17 protein-coding genes are annotated in these 16,113 nt (G+C 44.1%); 11 read left to right on the top strand and 6 right to left on the bottom strand.

What is annotated here, in order from left to right; genetic code table 11:
* Positions 1-184: 184 nt before the first annotated feature.
* The 3 genes from Q7J27_02895 to Q7J27_02905 all read right to left on the bottom strand — a co-directional run bounded on the left by Q7J27_02895 (position 185) and on the right by Q7J27_02905 (position 1,510).
* Entirely contained in the window at positions 185-412 is a 228-nt protein-coding gene (locus tag Q7J27_02895) for a hypothetical protein (protein ID MDO9528086.1), read from the bottom strand.
* The gene (locus tag Q7J27_02900; GenBank protein ID MDO9528087.1) at positions 412-786 is read right to left on the bottom strand and encodes a helix-turn-helix transcriptional regulator; all 375 of its coding nucleotides are present in this window, start codon (positions 784-786) and stop codon (positions 412-414) included. The genes Q7J27_02895 and Q7J27_02900 overlap by 1 nt, the downstream gene beginning before the upstream one ends.
* A 223-nt stretch (positions 787-1,009) precedes the next feature.
* On the bottom strand, positions 1,010-1,510 hold the full coding sequence (locus Q7J27_02905) for an FAD-linked oxidase C-terminal domain-containing protein (GenBank protein ID MDO9528088.1): 501 nt from the start codon (positions 1,508-1,510) through the stop codon (positions 1,010-1,012).
* Between the two features lie 140 nt (positions 1,511-1,650).
* Here Q7J27_02905 and Q7J27_02910 point away from each other — a divergent pair, with 140 nt between their 5' ends.
* A complete protein-coding gene (locus Q7J27_02910; protein MDO9528089.1) occupies positions 1,651-3,180 on the top strand; it encodes a Fic family protein in 1,530 nt (509 codons plus the stop codon).
* 25 nt (positions 3,181-3,205) lie between these two features.
* Complete coding sequence (locus tag Q7J27_02915) at positions 3,206-3,433, top strand: hypothetical protein (GenBank protein MDO9528090.1); 228 nt, start codon at positions 3,206-3,208, stop codon at positions 3,431-3,433.
* Positions 3,434-3,472: 39 nt separating this feature from the next.
* Here the strand turns inward: Q7J27_02915 and Q7J27_02920 are convergent, their stop codons facing one another.
* Positions 3,473-4,861 carry an FAD-binding oxidoreductase gene (locus Q7J27_02920; protein MDO9528091.1) on the bottom strand — a complete coding sequence of 463 codons (1,389 nt, stop codon included), beginning with the start codon at positions 4,859-4,861 and terminating at the stop codon, positions 3,473-3,475.
* A complete protein-coding gene (locus Q7J27_02925; protein ID MDO9528092.1) occupies positions 4,858-5,529 on the bottom strand; it encodes an isochorismatase family protein in 672 nt (223 codons plus the stop codon). Before Q7J27_02925 ends, Q7J27_02920 begins: the two co-directional genes overlap by 4 nt.
* Before the next feature lie 371 nt (positions 5,530-5,900).
* Here Q7J27_02925 and Q7J27_02930 point away from each other — a divergent pair, with 371 nt between their 5' ends.
* The 9 genes from Q7J27_02930 to budA all read left to right on the top strand — a co-directional run bounded on the left by Q7J27_02930 (position 5,901) and on the right by budA (position 15,855).
* Positions 5,901-6,725, top strand: a complete 825-nt coding sequence (locus Q7J27_02930) for an NlpC/P60 family protein (GenBank protein MDO9528093.1) — start codon at positions 5,901-5,903, stop codon at positions 6,723-6,725.
* Between the two features lie 24 nt (positions 6,726-6,749).
* Complete coding sequence (locus tag Q7J27_02935) at positions 6,750-7,511, top strand: outer membrane lipoprotein-sorting protein (GenBank protein ID MDO9528094.1); 762 nt, start codon at positions 6,750-6,752, stop codon at positions 7,509-7,511.
* A 12-nt stretch (positions 7,512-7,523) separates the two neighbouring features.
* A complete protein-coding gene (locus Q7J27_02940; protein ID MDO9528095.1) occupies positions 7,524-8,762 on the top strand; it encodes an ABC transporter permease in 1,239 nt (412 codons plus the stop codon).
* A 114-nt stretch (positions 8,763-8,876) separates the two neighbouring features.
* Positions 8,877-10,100 carry an ABC transporter permease gene (locus Q7J27_02945; GenBank protein ID MDO9528096.1) on the top strand — a complete coding sequence of 408 codons (1,224 nt, stop codon included), beginning with the start codon at positions 8,877-8,879 and terminating at the stop codon, positions 10,098-10,100.
* Between the two features lie 221 nt (positions 10,101-10,321).
* Entirely contained in the window at positions 10,322-11,008 is a 687-nt protein-coding gene (locus Q7J27_02950) for an ABC transporter ATP-binding protein (GenBank protein ID MDO9528097.1), read from the top strand.
* A gap of 154 nt (positions 11,009-11,162) precedes the next feature.
* Positions 11,163-12,533, top strand: coding sequence for a hypothetical protein (locus tag Q7J27_02955; protein MDO9528098.1), 1,371 nt, complete (start codon positions 11,163-11,165; stop codon positions 12,531-12,533).
* A 297-nt stretch (positions 12,534-12,830) separates the two neighbouring features.
* Positions 12,831-13,613, top strand: coding sequence for an NAD-dependent deacylase (locus Q7J27_02960; protein ID MDO9528099.1), 783 nt, complete (start codon positions 12,831-12,833; stop codon positions 13,611-13,613).
* 136 nt (positions 13,614-13,749) lie between these two features.
* Entirely contained in the window at positions 13,750-15,006 is a 1,257-nt protein-coding gene (locus Q7J27_02965) for a UDP-N-acetylglucosamine pyrophosphorylase (GenBank protein MDO9528100.1), read from the top strand.
* Between the two features lie 63 nt (positions 15,007-15,069).
* A complete protein-coding gene (budA, locus tag Q7J27_02970; GenBank protein ID MDO9528101.1) occupies positions 15,070-15,855 on the top strand; it encodes an acetolactate decarboxylase in 786 nt (261 codons plus the stop codon).
* A gap of 56 nt (positions 15,856-15,911) precedes the next feature.
* Here the strand turns inward: budA and Q7J27_02975 are convergent.
* Positions 15,912-16,113: hypothetical protein (locus Q7J27_02975; GenBank protein MDO9528102.1), on the bottom strand; the 202-nt coding region annotated here is incomplete at its 5' end.

Here is a 16,113-nt window from a genome sequence, read left to right on the forward strand (position 1 = left end):
GATGATTAAACTTTATTTTTTGCATTCCTGAAATGACCTGAAAAGTGGTAAACTTTCCTCAGGAATGGGTGGCAGGTTTCACCAGGAATCAGTGGCAGTTTTGTTCAGGAATGGGTGGCAGGTTTGGGCAGGAATCTACATTGTGGTCTATAAAACAATCAAAAAGGTAGTACAGAGAAGATAATCAGGGCACCTTGGTCATCAGGGAATCGTAGTCGATTCTTCTGGTTATCGTATCGGTCGAGGCTTGAAAAATAGGTGCAAGCATGCTCGCAAGTTTGTCTTTTGCATAGTCAAGATAATTTTCTCTCGAGACACCATTACTCTTTGCCTTATCTATGAGTGGCATAACATCGGGAAGGAATTCATTGATTTCAGAATAAGGAAGGAACCTCACGTCAAGATTGATCATCACGTTTTCCGTATGAGTTCTGCAAGCTCGTCCAGTTTTTCAGGGCTGATCTTTTCTCCTCTCAGGGTTCTAAACACGAGAGGTAACTTTTTTACTAATTCCGTATCGCTCATCATGTAGGACGGTATCTGCCCTGCACTTGCCGCCGCATAATCGAAAAAGTTATACCACTCATCAGAGCCCTCTTTAATTTCCAGTGCCAGGGCATATTTTTCAAGTTTTTGCCTGGATGTCGGGGGGGGCAGAACACCCCTTTCAAGCTTGCTGATGTTGCCGGGATCAAAGTTATGCTCTAAACAAAACTTTCGAAGAGTAATCCCCTTTTTTCTCCTCATTTCTTTAAAAAACGCTCCAAAAGGCGTCCTTGTCTCCATATCACACCTCTCGCCAATTAGTGTTGTATTTTAAATACAACACTAATTGGTCTGTGTCAAGTGAACATAATGACCTTGCTAAATGTCTTCAAGAGCGTAATGTGTTCGATTTTGTCCCGCAGGAAAAAAGTTCTGAAAGCAGTCCGGGAAGGAAACTATGACATGAGTAAAATTTTTGGTTTAAGTGCGGCTAAGGTTTATGATCGATTGTAAAGATATTCTCTTAAAAAAACATTTTCCGGGGGTTCATAATTCCTGACGGATCAATGAGCTGATTCTTCAATTTGCGCATAATTTCAAGGCTGGCACCGTGTTCCAGGTCCATAAATTCTCTCTTGCCTATACCGACTCCATGCTCTCCCGTGCATGTCCCCTCAAATTCAAGGGCTTTTATGATAATAAGACGATTTACTGTTTCCACAGAATCCCATCTTTTCTCATCCTGAGGGTCATCCATTATCGCTACATGTATGTTGCCGTCACCCGCGTGACCGAAAACATAGGCATCAAAATCCCGAACCATCTCCTTAATAAATAACACCATATCACTGTAGCGGGAAAGAGGTACCGCAACATCCATAATTAACATTTCAAGACCGGGGTGGTTCCTCTTTATGGATTCTACCACCAGATCGACCGCGAAACAGATCGCAAGAAAACCAACATGTTTTTCACGGAAAAAGCGTTTTAAAACATGTAAAGTGGAATAAATGTATATTTTCACCACAAAACACATTTTTCCACGAATCCAGGTACAAACATCACATTAATTAAAAATACTTGCAAAAATAATGCGTTTTGCTACAATAGGGTCTCCTTAAACACTTTTTTCTACAGAAAAACATTTCCTGAAACGGTGAGTCAGTGAAAAATATAGAAATCAACCCAACTGAAGGGCTTAAACCTGTCGGTTACAGCGAATTAGTTCGCCGGTATTCTCTTGACGTCATTCCACACTATGTTCAGTCATTTATAGCTGAGAAAGGGAGGCGTAAAGCAGTCATTGACAAACACCGGAAAACGGAGACCTACACCAAGAAATATGATCCAGGTGATAAACTGGGGAATCATTTGACATTCGCCCTTAAGTTTGAAGGAATAAATCTGGAAATTCTCGACGCTCTTTTTTCAGTGGTTGACCATAAAGAGATAGAACGCTTCATAAAGAAGACTCCAACCGGGAAGTATGCACGAAAGATCTGGTTCCTGTATGAGTTTCTTGTGGATAAAGAACTTGATTTAGAGCCCTCCAGGGTGACCAATTACGTGGACCTCCTCGATCAATCCAGGTATTACACTGCCAAAGGCATCCCGCACCGGCGGCAAAAGGTTACTGATAATCTTTTGGGCAACCGGCGTTTCTGTCCTATGATCCGACAAACTGATATTCTGAAGAATTGCATCGACCTTCAGTTAGACAAAAAAGGTATGGGAGTGGTTGGGAACTATCCCAAAGAAGTCCTGCGGCGGGCTGTCTCTTATCTATACACCAAGGAAACAAAATCTTCATTCGAAATTGAGCGGGCGACACCGGATCAGAAACGAGCTGCACGATTTGTTGAGTTGCTCAGATTGGCAGATGACAGAGAGTTCTTCAACAAACCATCGTTGATAGAACTTCAGCAGGCAACAGTTGATGAACGTTTTACCAACGACGACTTTCGTACGGACCAGAACTACGTTGGACAAACAGTGAGTTTCGGTAATGCGCTGGTTCATTTTGTAGCACCCAAACCGGAAGATATTACGGAGCTCATGGATGGCATGTTCTATGCGTATAAGCGCATGATGTCTTCCGAAATCCATCCTGTCATCACTGCTGCAGCAATAGCATTCGGTTTCGTCTTTATGCATCCGTTTGATGACGGTAACGGACGCATTCATCGTTTTCTGATTCACAACATTCTGGCAAAAAGGCAGTTTACCCCGAAGGATTTCATCTTTCCGATCTCGGCTACCATGCTTCGCAAGATTAAGGAATACGACGAAACGCTGGAGCTCTTCTCAGGACATCTGTTACCATTAGTAGATTACGAACTGGACAGTGATGGAAGTATGGAGGTCAAGAATGAGACGGCAGCACACTACAAATATATCGACATGACTGCCATAGCCGAGCGCCTGTTTGGTTTTATCCAGGATACCATTGAGAATGAGCTCGTGTCAGAACTGGATTTTATTCTCGATTATGACAAGGCTAAACTTGCCATAAGGGACATCGTAGACATGCCGGATCGGCTCATCGATCTGTTTATTCGATTGTGCATTGAAAATAATGGCCGACTGCCAAAGAACAAGCGCAAGGCCAAGTTTGAACAGCTCACAGATAAAGAAGTTACCCAAATGGAAGAGTGCCTCCGCAACGCCTTTAACCGGACTGCGGCGGATGCTTGAAATAACCATATGACAGTATGCTAAATTGAAGACCTGCAAAAAATGTTTTAGAGAATTTGAAGAAGACGTTTTGAATATCAGCCCTGCGATGGAGTTGGTGGATTATTTGGATTCCCGTTTTCACGGAAATGACAGAGGGGAAACGGATATCGGTGAGGGTATAAACGATCTCTGCCCTGAATACAGGGAGGAGTCTGGAGTCATGAATCTGCAAACCAATATCATAACTTCTTTGTCAATTTTTGTGGTGTAGAGAGCTTCTTACGAAAGCAAAGACCGTAAGGATATTCTCTTAAAAAAACATTTTCCCGGGGTTCATAATTCCTGACGGATCAATGAGCTGGCTCTTCAATTTGCGCATAATTTCAAGGCTGTTACCGTGTTCCATGTCCATAAACTCTCTCTTGCCTATACCGACTCCATGTTCTCCCGTGCATGTCCCCTCAAATTCAAGGGCTTTTTTGACAATAAGACGATTTACCATTTCCACAGAATCCCATCTTTTCTCATCCTGAGGGTCATCCATTATCGCTACATGTATGTTGCCGTCACCCGCGTGACCGAAAACATAGGCATGAAAATCCCGAACCCTATCCTTAATAAATAACACCATATCACTGTAGCGGGAAAGAGGTACCGCAACATCCATAATTAACATTTCAAGACCGGGGTGGTTCCTTTTTATGGATTCTACAACCAGGTGTCGGATTTCCCATAACCGATTCCGTTCTTCCAGGCCAAGACCTTTATCTAAAAACAAGCAGTTATTCTCCCGACATATATCCTCAGCAAAATTCATCTCTTCTTCGAGTCCGCGTTCACTGTATCCATCAAACTCCATGAGAAGTGTGGGCTTTTCTTCCAGAGCAAGCTCACGGTCCTGGTTTATAACTTTCACAACTTCGGAATCGAGAAATTCCATTGCGGAAGGTGTAAGACCTGAAGACATAATTTGAAAAACCGTGGCCGTTGCATCCTTAATTGTAGGAAAAGTGGCCCTGACAGCCATGAAATTGACCGGCAGTCCCACCAGTTTCAGTGTTGCTTCGGTTACTACCCCCAACGTTCCTTCAGAACCGATAAAAAGGTGAACAAGGTCATACCCTGAAGAGCTTTTTCGCGCCCTGTTTCCTATTTTTAAAACATCTCCGTTAGGCATTACGACCACTAATCTCATGACACAGTCTTTTGTAGCACCATATTTTACTGTACGGATGCCACTTGCATTGTTTGCAATCATTCCTCCTATGGTTGCGGCGGCTCCCGGATCAGGAGGGAAAAATAACCCCAGGCGACCCAGATCTTTATTCAGTTCTTTATAAATAACACCGGGCTGAACATCCACTTGAAAGTCTTCCTGGCGAATGGCAAGTGTTTTATTCATTTCCTGAAAATCAAGAACAATTCCACCTTTAACGGGTATAGGATTCCCTTCGAGACTCGTCCCTGCGCCCCAAGGGGTTATCGGAATATTGTTTTCAAAGGCATATCTCACTATTCTGCTTACCTCATCTGTACTATGGGGCCACAGCACCACCTCGGGCAAACATGGTGAATGAAAAGATTCATCGTGAGAGTGTAATTCGCGGTTAGATATCCCCTGGGAAATCCTTTCTTTTTCCATAATTCCTTCAAGATACTTTATGTCCTTTTCGGAGATAAATTTTTGCTTTTCCATCATTTATCCTCACTATATTTTTGTGAATCCGGCGATAATTCCACACTTTTCCCAAAATGCCGGCATATCTGTACAGTGTTAACGATATGCGCAAAACCGAAAGCAAGGTTTTTCAACGATGCAAGATGGAGTTCCCGATTGGCGGTAGCCGTGGCATCGGCGGCGAAGAAAACCCGGTAATCGCGGACAAAGGCATCGCGGGCAGTAGTTTCGCAACAGCAATTTGTCATGACACCACATATTATCAGATCCTCAATACCCAAACCGCGTAATCGATCATCCAGATCTGTGTTAAAAAAAGCACTGTAGCGATTCTTGTCTATAACGGGTTCCTTTTCAGAAGGATTGAGTTCTCCGAGCAATTCCCATTCCGGCGATCCGTATTCAATCAAGTCTCCCCACCACTTTCCTAACATACCCCCATCTTTATCGGGTTGAAAATGACCATGACGGGTAAAAAAGATTTTCACACCTTTTTCCCTTCCCGTCTCAATCAAGGCAAGAAGGTTTTTCATAATGGGCTCAACCATAGTCCGAAAGTATTCCTGCACGTCAATTACCAGAAGCGCTGCTTTTTCTGCTACGGGTAATGCCTGACGGACATTATAATCTCGTATCTGTTCAAGATAGTCGTGTTCCATATTTACCCTTATCACTTCCTCATCACGCATCTATCTACTCTACTGGAAATATAACAGAGAATTTTTGATATTCCAAGAATTATAGTCTTGTGAAAAGTCATAAACTGCACCATTTGTCGTCCTGAACTCGTTTCAGGATCTCACTTGTTTCAGCATCTATTTATTTCAGTAAGTTAGAGACCCTGAAATAAATTCAGGGTGACAAAAAAGGACTTTTTGCGAACTTGTAAAGAATACAATTGAAGCTCCCATCAGCAAGCTGCTGGGAATCTTCGACTGTTAAGGAAAAATGTTGATTTTATTCGCTCGCTAACCCCGCCGCAAGCAGCGGGGAATGCGCTCGCTGTTCAGTTCAAATTTTGGTGAAATGAGGTTTTCTTTATAAGCGCGGTGATGGTATTATGAGGCACAGAGGCACAAAGAAAAAGATCAAGAAAAAGGAACCCCAGACCATAAAGCGTACGTTGAAATGGGCATCTCTTGTAGGAGCCCTGTCATTAATCCTGCTAATAGCGGGTTGTGGGAGAAAATCTTTTGTTCCTCCCGGCTTGCGCCCGGAAATGCCGAAAACAGGACTGGCCCGTATGGGCTATTCCATTCAGATAGGAGCCTTCTCAAATCTGGACAATGCTGTTCGGCTTACCAAGGCTTTAGAAAACCGTGAGTTAAACGCCTACTACTTTGCTCACAAAACAGGCATCTATAAGGTTCGTTTCGGTAATTTCCCCTCAAGACAGACAGCCCGCAGACAAGCTGAAAGTATCCGTGCAGCGGCAATTATAGATGAATATTACATCGTCAGTCCCAGTGACTATGCAGTAGTAAAAAAGCGAATTTATGCCAGCAGGTATCTCAGGAAAGAGCTGGTAGAAACAGCTGAGAGCTTTATCGGTCTCCCGTATCGATGGGGCTGTTCTTCAGTGGAAGAAGGGTTCGATTGCAGCGGATTAACTATGGCCGTTTATCAGTTGAATGGCCTGAATCTACCGCGTTCGTCAAAAGAACAACACAGGGCAGGTATTTACATCAAAAAAAATCAGATGAAGAGGGGCGATCTGGTCTTCTTTGCTACCTCCGGAAGCAAAAGAGTTTCGCATGTCGGTATATATACAGGCAACAATAAATTCATTCATGCACCGGGAAAGGGCAAAAAAATCCGTGTTTCCTCTCTTTCAAGCAGATATTTTGAGACCCGATATGCTGGTGCAAAAACCTTTTTGAGGTAAGGCATTTCTTTGGAGGGTGCCGGCATGATAAGAAAATCAATCTTATATGTTTCGCTGTGTATAATCTTTCTCGGTATTACAGGAACCAATACACATGCTCAGGATGCTCAGTCAGTGGTAAATGAGAGCTTTAAATATATGCGCGGCAAAACGTCTGTTTCCACTATAGAAATGACCATTCATCGTCCGGACTGGCAGAGAAAGATGACAATCAAAGCCTGGACCAAGGGAGAAGAAGAAAGCATATTCTGGATCACTGCCCCCCCCAAGGATAGAGGTAACGGTACACTTAAGAAGAAAAATGAGATGTGGATGTATAATCCCAAAATCAACAGAATAATCAAGCTTCCGCCGTCTATGATGTCCCAGGCCTGGCAGGGATCGGACTTTTCCAACAACGATCTTTCAAAGACCGACAGCCTTATCAATGATTATACCCATACGATTGTCGGGACAGAGGTTCATGAAGGGAAAAAAGTGTACCTGATCAAATCGATGCCGAAACCGGAAGCACCTGTAATATGGGGTATGCAGAAGCTCAAGATCAGGGAAGACAACATTTTTCTTGAACAGGCATTTTTTGATGAGGATCTTCAACCGGTCAAGACAATGACCACTTCCAAAATACAGATGATGGGGGGCAAGGTTTTTCCCGTAATATGGAAGATGCAGAAAAACGGTGTCAAGGATGAGTATACCCTTGTAGAATACATGAAGATTTCATTTGATAAAATCTTGCCGAACAGGTTATTTGCCCTCTCGTCATTGAGGACACCCACAAGGTAGAATAAAAAAACTATGTCCATAGATTTTAAAATGGCATGGCGCAATATCTGGCGCAATCCGAGGCGGTCAATTTTAACGATATCCGCCATTGCGTTTGCCTGTTTATTGCTTGTATTCATGCTGTCCTGGCAATTCGGTTCGTATGATACCATGATAAATTCGGCGGTAAAAATTCATACCGGCCATCTTCAGGTGCAGGCCAAAGGGTACGATGATAAAAGGGGCATCCGCATGGTTGTTCCCGATCCGGCGAAAATAGGCGGTCTTCTCGATACGATACCGGAAGTGACTGCCTATACATACAGGACAAACGCTTTTTCGCTGGTATCTTCCAAAGATAGAACGTATGGCGTTGTCGTCGTAGGAATTGATCCTGAGAAGGAAGCCCGGGTTTCCACTATCAAAGAGTTAATCCGTAAGGGGCAATACCTCTCCGATAAAGATACAGATCAGGCCATTGTCGGAAATCTTCTCGCAAAAAATCTGCACGTAGACCTGGGTGACGAACTGGTCGTTCTGGGTCAGGGCAGGGATGGTTCTGTCGCGGCTACCGTGGTAAAGGTGAAGGGAATTTACCGTTCCGGCCAGGACGATTTTGACCGGTCATCAATCCAGATTCCCCTTAAAAACTTTCAGGACGTATATTATATGCGTGGAGCGGTTCACGAGGTCGTGGTTCTCGGTAAGTCGTTAAATGATGTACAGAAAATAAAAAAGATTGCCGTAGCCGATATTAATAATGCAGACAAAACACATCATCTGGTAGCTCTTGACTGGACGGAACTGATGCCCGGCCTGGTAGAAGCTATCCAGATGGATCTCTACAGCGGGTTCATTTTTTACTTAATTCTGATTATTGTCGTTGCCTTCAGCATTTTAAACACCTTTCTCATGTCGGTATTTGAGCGAACGAAAGAGTTTGGTGTTCTTATGGCAATTGGAACAACTCCGGGACGCTTAACCAAACTTCTCCTGATCGAATCAATAACCATGACACTGGTGGGAATCTGTGTCGGTATTATACTCGGAATGTTGGTAACCTGGTATTTTCAAGTTCACGGATTTGTCATTTCGGGAACTTCCGACATATTGAGCCAGTTCGGAATGCCCGATAGAATATTTCCAAGACTTTCATTACGCTCGGTATTGATCGGACCGGGGGCTGTACTTGTCATTACCTTTTTGACTGCGCTTTACCCGGCTCTTAAGGTGAGACGTATTGTGCCGGTGGAGGCAATGAAGGCAGTGTGAGGAGCAGGAGTCAGAAATCAAGAAGTCAGGAGACAGAAGTCAGTAAACAGAATGAAAAAAGAAAATTTAATTCAGAATTCTGGCTCCTGAATTCTGAATTATAGAGGTTTATCTATGTTCCTTCGTTTAGGATGGCGAAATATCTGGCGAAACCCGAGACGAACGGCGGTTATTATGACCGCTATCATTATCGGGGTCTGGAGTATGATCTTTCTCGGTGCGCTCATGAGAGGAATTACCGACGAGATGGTTCGAAACGGTATAGCCACCCTGACAGGACATATCCAGGTACATCATAAAGGGTACCGGGATGATCCCGTCATAGAAAACAGCATGACCAATCCCCGAGATGTGGAAACCGTGCTGGGTAAAGTGCTTCCGGCCGGTTCCCGGTGGACCTCCAGAGTTCGAGTCAATGCGGTTGTCAGTAACGCACGTCACACAGCGGGTGTTACCTTTGTGGGCATAGACCCCTCTCGGGAAGCAAAAGTTTCATTTATAGGCGGGGCAGTTGCCGAAGGGCGTTACCTCAAACAGGATGATAAATATGGAATTGTTGTCGGTAAAGCTCTCGTGGACAAGTTTGAAACAAAATTGGGCCGTAAAATGCTTGTCATGTCTCAGGATACGGAACGCGAAATTGCTTCTCGATCATTTCGTATTGTGGGAATCTTCAGATCCGAAATGGAAGCAACAGAAAAACAATACGTTTTTGTTACCAGGACAGCGGCACAGCACATGCTCAAGATGAAAAACGAAATTTCCGAAATATCTGTTGTTCTGCCCGACAGCAAAGAGGTCGACGCGGTAGCGGATTCACTGCGAAGGACTCTGCCCTCGGCCGATTATGAAATTCAGACATGGCGAGAACTATTACCGCTGATTACTGCCTATTTGAGCATTTATGACGGGTTTATCTTTATATGGTTTGTCGTCGTGTTCATCGCAATGGGCTTTGGTATCGTTAACACCACTCTGATGGCGGTGTTCGAGCGGATGCGGGAGTTTGGCCTCTTAAAGTCACTGGGAATGAAGCCCTGGTGGGTTATCAAAGAAGTCCTTGTCGAATCATTTTTCATCCTGATGATCGGCATGATTATTGGAAATATCTTCAGTTTTCTTAGCGTTATTGCTCTTTCCGGCACCGGAATTGATCTGTCTTCTCTTGCTGCAGGGTCCGAATTTGTCGGTATTCCCAAGATAATTTATCCAGCACTTTATGTGAAGGACGTAATCGGCGCCAATCTTGTTGTGTTTGTCCTGGGACTTGTTGTGAGTATTTATCCGGCGGTGAAAGCCGCAAGGTTCACACCGATAGAAGCACTGGCGCACAACTGACAGAGATTTATGACAGGCAACTGTTTATAAGTTCGTAAAAAGTCTTTTTTTGTCACCCTGAATTTATTTCAGGGTCTCTAACTTATTGAAATGTTTAGATGCTGAAACAAGCGAGATCCTGAAACGAGTTCAGGATGACAACTGGCACTTTTTGAGGCTTTTTACGAGACCATCAATTGTTGAATTAATAGAAAGCCGGAAATCTGCTACAGGAGACAACCATGAACATTGTGGAATGCACAGACGTTAAAAAAACATACCGGCAGGGCAAGATGGAAGTCAAAGCCCTTAACGGTGTGAGTCTTGCCATACAGGAGGGAGGGTTTGTCGCTCTGGCAGGTCCCTCCGGTTCGGGTAAGACCACCATGCTGAATATTATCGGCGGCCTGGATTCTCCTGATTCGGGCAGTATTAAAGTTAATGGTAATCTCCTGGGGGAAATGACCCAGTCTGAACTGGCAGATATGCGTTTGCACAATGTAGGTTTTGTATTTCAGGCCTATAATCTTATACCCGTACTGTCTGCTCTGGAAAACGTGGAATTCGTCATGCTGCTCCAGGGTGTACCGACAAATGAGCGGCGGGAACGGGCACAAGCCATGCTCGATGATGTAGGGTTGGCCGGGATGCATAACCGGCGACCCGCAGAGCTGTCAGGCGGGCAGCAGCAGCGTGTCGCCGTGGCCAGGGCTATAGTATCCGATCCATCGATTGTTCTGGCAGATGAACCGACAGCCAACCTCGATTCCAAGACGGGGAGAGGCCTGCTGGAGATGATGCGAACAATGAACGAGAGGAAAAACGTTACCTTTATTTTTTCCACCCATGATCAGATGGTTATGGATTATGCACGCCGCCTGATTCATATCAGGGATGGTCAGGTGGCTGGTGACACAAAGAGAAAGTGACAAGGAGTCAGAAGACAGGAGCCAGAATTGAAGCTCCCCTCAGCAAGCTGCGGGGAACGAAGTAATTCGAAGAATAATGTGCTCGCTGTTCAGTTCAGAATGACCGATGTAATAGATGATGTCTCCTGATTTTCGAATATGAATGGTTGTGAGTATGCAAACGTCAAAATTGTTCGTTCTTCTCCTTTTCATTATTTTAATCTTCATTATACACGTTCCTTCGTGGGCTGCACGCCTTGAAACAGCTTATAATACGAATGGCAGGACAGAAAACCATCTGTCATCGGATGATTCCCTATATGCGTCTGTTGATAAAGAATGGGGAGGACATGTCAAAGTCCGGGGAAGTGTTTCATTGCCCGATAATGAATCATATTTTAAGGAAGTGGGCACCGATCCTTACTATGACGGTGATACAGAGGTGCGACTCAAAAGCAAGCTTTCTTACGGTGAGGCGGTGGATTTTGTTGCTCATTATGAGGCTGTTTTTTCAGGCGGTGATACATGGCGGAAAGAAAAAGCTCTCCAGCGTCTTTACCCCGGTGTTTTCGGAAGCGGCTTATATACCAGCAGTTCCACGAGCGACAAACGGCGTCTCATGGACTTAACAAAAACAATAGATGAAGATGACAACTATATTTCTTATCATCGCCTGGACAGGCTTTATCTGACGGTAATGCCTGAATGGGGCAGTATACGTATCGGCAGACAGGCCATCACCTGGGGAAACGGCATGTTGTTTAACCCTATGGATCTTTTTAATCCATTTGCTCCATCGGACATTGACCGCGAGTACAAAATCGGCGATGACATGGCGGCTGTTCAGTTCTCTTCGGATACAATAGGAGACTTCCAGTTTCTATATGTGCCCCGGCGTGAACCTGACACCGGAGATGTGGAATGGAGTCAATCCTCTCTGGCAGGAAAGCTCCATATTGCCCGGGACGTTACCGAATTCGATATTATGGCCGCAAAACATTACAAAGACGCTGTGGCTGGCTTCGGCAGCAGGGGATATCTTGGAGATACTGCCTGGCGACTTGATGCCACCTGGACATTCCTTGATAAAAACAGTACGAAAAACGATTATCTTTCCCTTGTTGCCAATATTGACTATTCCTGGGTATGGTTGAAGAAGAATTTTTACGGATACGTGGAATATTTTTTTAACGGTTTATGTCACGACCGGTATACGGAAGAATTCAATGATCCGCACATTACCGGGCGTATCAGCCGTGGAGAACTATTCACACTGGGCCGACATTATCTGTCCGGTCATATCAAGTTGGAATTACACCCTTTATTTACCATATACTTAACGGCAATCAACAATGTGGAAGACCCTTCAGGATCACTACAGCCCCGGGCGGTCTGGGATATGACGCAAAACGCCCAGTTTACGATTGGGGGCAATATTTATTATGGCGGGGGAGATACAGAATATGGAAGTTTCGCTATACCGGACACCAGTTTACGTAGTGAACCCTCCGACAGTGCCTTCATCTGGTTGAGCTATTATTTCTAATAATATAATAATTTTAGGATCATCTCCCGATTAGTTGAAGTTAATTAAAGCAAAATAAGTGCGTTATCTGTAATTAATACCAGAGGGTTCAAGGGTTCAAGGATTCGAGTGAACGGAAGAAAGACAACCCTGGATTACATTGAATCCTTGACCCCTGGAATCCTTGGACCCTCTTCTCAAACTACATTGGAGAAGAACCTTAAATTATTTCACCCACAAGAGAAGGTGCTGCCAGGCTTGACACTCCATTACATTTGATGTATTCCTGACCTACAGCACAGGCAAAGTGAACAATAAATGACAAACGATGATCTGAAAGAAAAAATCGACGCAACAGCGAATATGATTGTCGCCTCCAGAAAGCTGGTAGTGTTTACAGGAGCCGGAATCAGCACCGAATCCGGAATACCCGATTTTCGCAGTCCTGGAGGAATATGGAGTAAATTTGATCCGGATGATTTTACCATTCAAAAGTTTTTGTCCAGTCCTGAAACAAGGAAAAAGCAGTGGCAGCTTCTCGTTGAAGGTGGTCTTATTGCGGACGCTGAACCCAATCAGGCTCACTTGGCCATTGCAGAATTGGAAAAGCTCAACAGGCTGGAATGTGTCATCACCCAAAACATAGACAACCTTCACCAAAAAGCGGGGAATTCTCCCGAAAAGGTGTTTGAGCTGCATGGCAATATGAGACGGGTAAAGTGCCTGAACTGCGGTGAATGCTATCCTCTGGCAGACATTAAACAGCGATTAAAAAAGGGTGGCGAAAATGTCCCTGACTGCGAGAACTGTCACGGCATACTGAAGCCCGACGTTGTTTTCTTCGGTGAGGCGCTGCCGGTGGAAGCCCTGCAAAATGCCACATACCACTCCAACAACTGTGACCTCCTAATCGCAATCGGCTCTTCTCTCGTTGTTTACCCTGCCGCCTATATGCCTGTATACGCCAAGGAGGCAGGTGCCAAGCTGGTCATAATCAACCTTAACAGAACCTCCTGCGACAGCAGTGCCGATATATGTATCAATAGCAAGGCCGGTGAAACAATGGAAAGTATACTGAGTAAGGTCAAGGAAAAACTTTAGTCCACAGATTTCGCAGATTACACGGATTACTCTAATCATTTGAAGGGCGATGCGAAATCTGCAGGGTTTAAATCCCCGTGGCTTGCCGCGGGACAGTTCATCGGCTTTGTAAAAAATCCACATAGGGAGATAGTAAATGAAAATGGAAACAGAGTTTCCGGACAGGGTAATCGAGTTGATGAGAAAAGGGGTAAATATCCCGACCCCTTTCTCGGTTGAAATCGGAGAAGAGGTGGATGTTGACAGGATTTCAGGAAACAATGTCACACTCCACAGCGGAACCAGGATATATGGCGCAAAAACCTTAATTTGTTCCGGAACAAAATTGGGATACGAATCACCGGCTACGATTGTTGACTGCCAGATTGGCCCTGAGGTGGAACTCAAGGGTGGATTTTTTAAAGAGGCTGTTTTCCTGAAAAAAGCAAATGTGGCATCCGGCGCTCATGTCAGAGAATGCTGTATTCTTGAGGAACAGTCCAACGGGGCACACACTGTCGGATTAAAACAGACGATTCTTTTCCCCTTTGTAACACTTGGCAGTTTGATAAACTTCTGCGATTGTTTCATGGCCGGAGGCACCGATCGAAAAAATCACAGCGAGGTGGGGAGCTCCTACATACATTTTAATTACACACCGAATCAGGATAAAGCAACTGCTTCTCTAATCGGAGATGTTCCCAGAGGTGTCATGCTAAACCAGCCCCCTATCTTCCTCGGAGGACAGGGAGGAATGGTAGGCCCGGCGAGGATTGGTTATGGCACGATTATAGCCGCGGGAACTATATGTCGAGAGGATTGTCCCGAAGGAAACAAACTTTTGACCGGAAGTGGTGATCTGCCCTCTGAAGGAAAATTCGAAATAGGCTTTTACAGAAACATTAAAAAGAAAGTTTATAACAACATCTGCTATTTAGCCAATCTGCTTGCCCTCAGGGAGTGGTATATCCATGTTCGCCGGCCTTTCTTTCAAGCTGATGCATTTGGTCCAGAACTTTATTCCGGGGCATTAGAAAAGCTGAACCTGTCAATCAAAGAAAGATTGACCCGTTTCCGGGTTCTTTCCGAAAAAATGGAAAGATCTATTAAAATTGGTGACAGAAAATTCAGTGGGACTGAATGGGAAACTCTCTCCAGACAGAAAAGAGAACTGCTCGAAAACTGGCCGAAACTGGAAGAATGTTTTATTGGAGGATATGAGGAGGAAATTGATTTTAAAAACCGAGATTCCTTTATCCATATTATCCATGACAGGTCGGGAGAATTCTCCGATTATATAAATTTTATTAAAGGGTTGGATTCCGAGAATTCATACATCGGTACGGCCTGGCTCCAGGCCATAGTAACCCATATAATAAGCAGGGTGCTTCAAACCATCCCTTCACACAAATAAAACGCAACTACTCAGGAGTCAGAAGTCAGAATCCAGCATAAAATCAGAATTTAAGGAGAAGTGATGAAAACTATTCGTTATTTGTTTTTATTGTTATCGGCATTTCTGGTTGTAGCAGTATGCGGATGTTCGCATCTGCAAAAAGACACCGATGCATTATTTCAAACGTCAACGATTGACGCTCTTTTAGAAGGAGTCTATGACGGGGAAACAACCTGCGGGGAATTGAGGCAGCATGGCACCTTCGGATTAGGCACTTTTAACGCCCTTGACGGAGAGATGGTTGTATTGGATGGCACATTCTATCAGGTAAAGACGGACGGCATAGCATACCGTGTCGGGGATTCGACCAAAACCCCATTTGCCGTGGTAACGTTCTTTGAACCTGATAAAACTATTACATTGGAAAAGGCCAATGGCTACGGCCAGCTAAAAAAATATTTAGACAATTCATTACCAACAAAAAATATTTTCTATGCCATTAAAATAGAAGGGGTTTTTAAATATATCAAGACAAGAAGCGTTCCGGGACAAACCAAACCATATCCTCCCCTTATTGACGCAGTAAAGAACCAGACAATATTTGAATTTCATAATGTAAAAGGAACAATAGCAGGGTTCCGGTGTCCGCCTTATGTTAAAGGGATAAATGTTCCGGGATATCATCTACACTTTATCACTGAAGATAAAAAAGCGGGCGGGCACATGCTTGAATGTCAGATGCAAAATGTAAACATTGAAATCGATTATACTTCCAAGTTTTTCATGGTATTGCCGGAACATAGCGAATTTTATAAGGTAGATTTAACCAAAGAAAAACAGACAGAATTAGAGAAAGTGGAAAAATAACCTTTTGCATGTGATCCATTCGGTGAAAAAGAGATAATAGAAAGGCACAGGTGTCGCTATAAACCAAACAACGATTTCAAAGATTTGCTCACTCGAAAAGGGTTATCCGACAGCGGGATATAACGAGAGTTTTGCAAAACTGCAATTCTGGTCATTGCGAGGAGCTTTAGCGACGCGGCAATCTTATGAATTGTCAATATGTTGCGAGATTGCTTCGCTTTGCTCGCAATGACAATATTGGTATTATGCAAAGCTCTC

It is taken from the genome of Syntrophales bacterium (assembly GCA_030655775.1).
Lineage (GTDB): Bacteria > Desulfobacterota > Syntrophia > Syntrophales > JADFWA01 > JAUSPI01.

Coding starts and splice junctions, on each gene's coding strand:
- Q7J27_02935 (MDO9528094.1), top strand. CDS start 6,750: ATGATAAGAAAATCAATCTTATATGTTTCGCTGTGTATAATCTTTCTC.
- Q7J27_02960 (MDO9528099.1), top strand. CDS start 12,831: ATGACAAACGATGATCTGAAAGAAAAAATCGACGCAACAGCGAATATG.
- Q7J27_02940 (MDO9528095.1), top strand. CDS start 7,524: ATGTCCATAGATTTTAAAATGGCATGGCGCAATATCTGGCGCAATCCG.
- Q7J27_02895 (MDO9528086.1), bottom strand. CDS start 412: ATGATCAATCTTGACGTGAGGTTCCTTCCTTATTCTGAAATCAATGAA.
- Q7J27_02930 (MDO9528093.1), top strand. CDS start 5,901: ATGAGGCACAGAGGCACAAAGAAAAAGATCAAGAAAAAGGAACCCCAG.
- Q7J27_02920 (MDO9528091.1), bottom strand. CDS start 4,861: ATGATGGAAAAGCAAAAATTTATCTCCGAAAAGGACATAAAGTATCTT.
- Q7J27_02945 (MDO9528096.1), top strand. CDS start 8,877: ATGTTCCTTCGTTTAGGATGGCGAAATATCTGGCGAAACCCGAGACGA.
- budA (MDO9528101.1), top strand. CDS start 15,070: ATGAAAACTATTCGTTATTTGTTTTTATTGTTATCGGCATTTCTGGTT.
- Q7J27_02950 (MDO9528097.1), top strand. CDS start 10,322: ATGAACATTGTGGAATGCACAGACGTTAAAAAAACATACCGGCAGGGC.
- Q7J27_02965 (MDO9528100.1), top strand. CDS start 13,750: ATGAAAATGGAAACAGAGTTTCCGGACAGGGTAATCGAGTTGATGAGA.
- Q7J27_02925 (MDO9528092.1), bottom strand. CDS start 5,529: ATGCGTGATGAGGAAGTGATAAGGGTAAATATGGAACACGACTATCTT.
- Q7J27_02955 (MDO9528098.1), top strand. CDS start 11,163: ATGCAAACGTCAAAATTGTTCGTTCTTCTCCTTTTCATTATTTTAATC.
- Q7J27_02900 (MDO9528087.1), bottom strand. CDS start 786: ATGGAGACAAGGACGCCTTTTGGAGCGTTTTTTAAAGAAATGAGGAGA.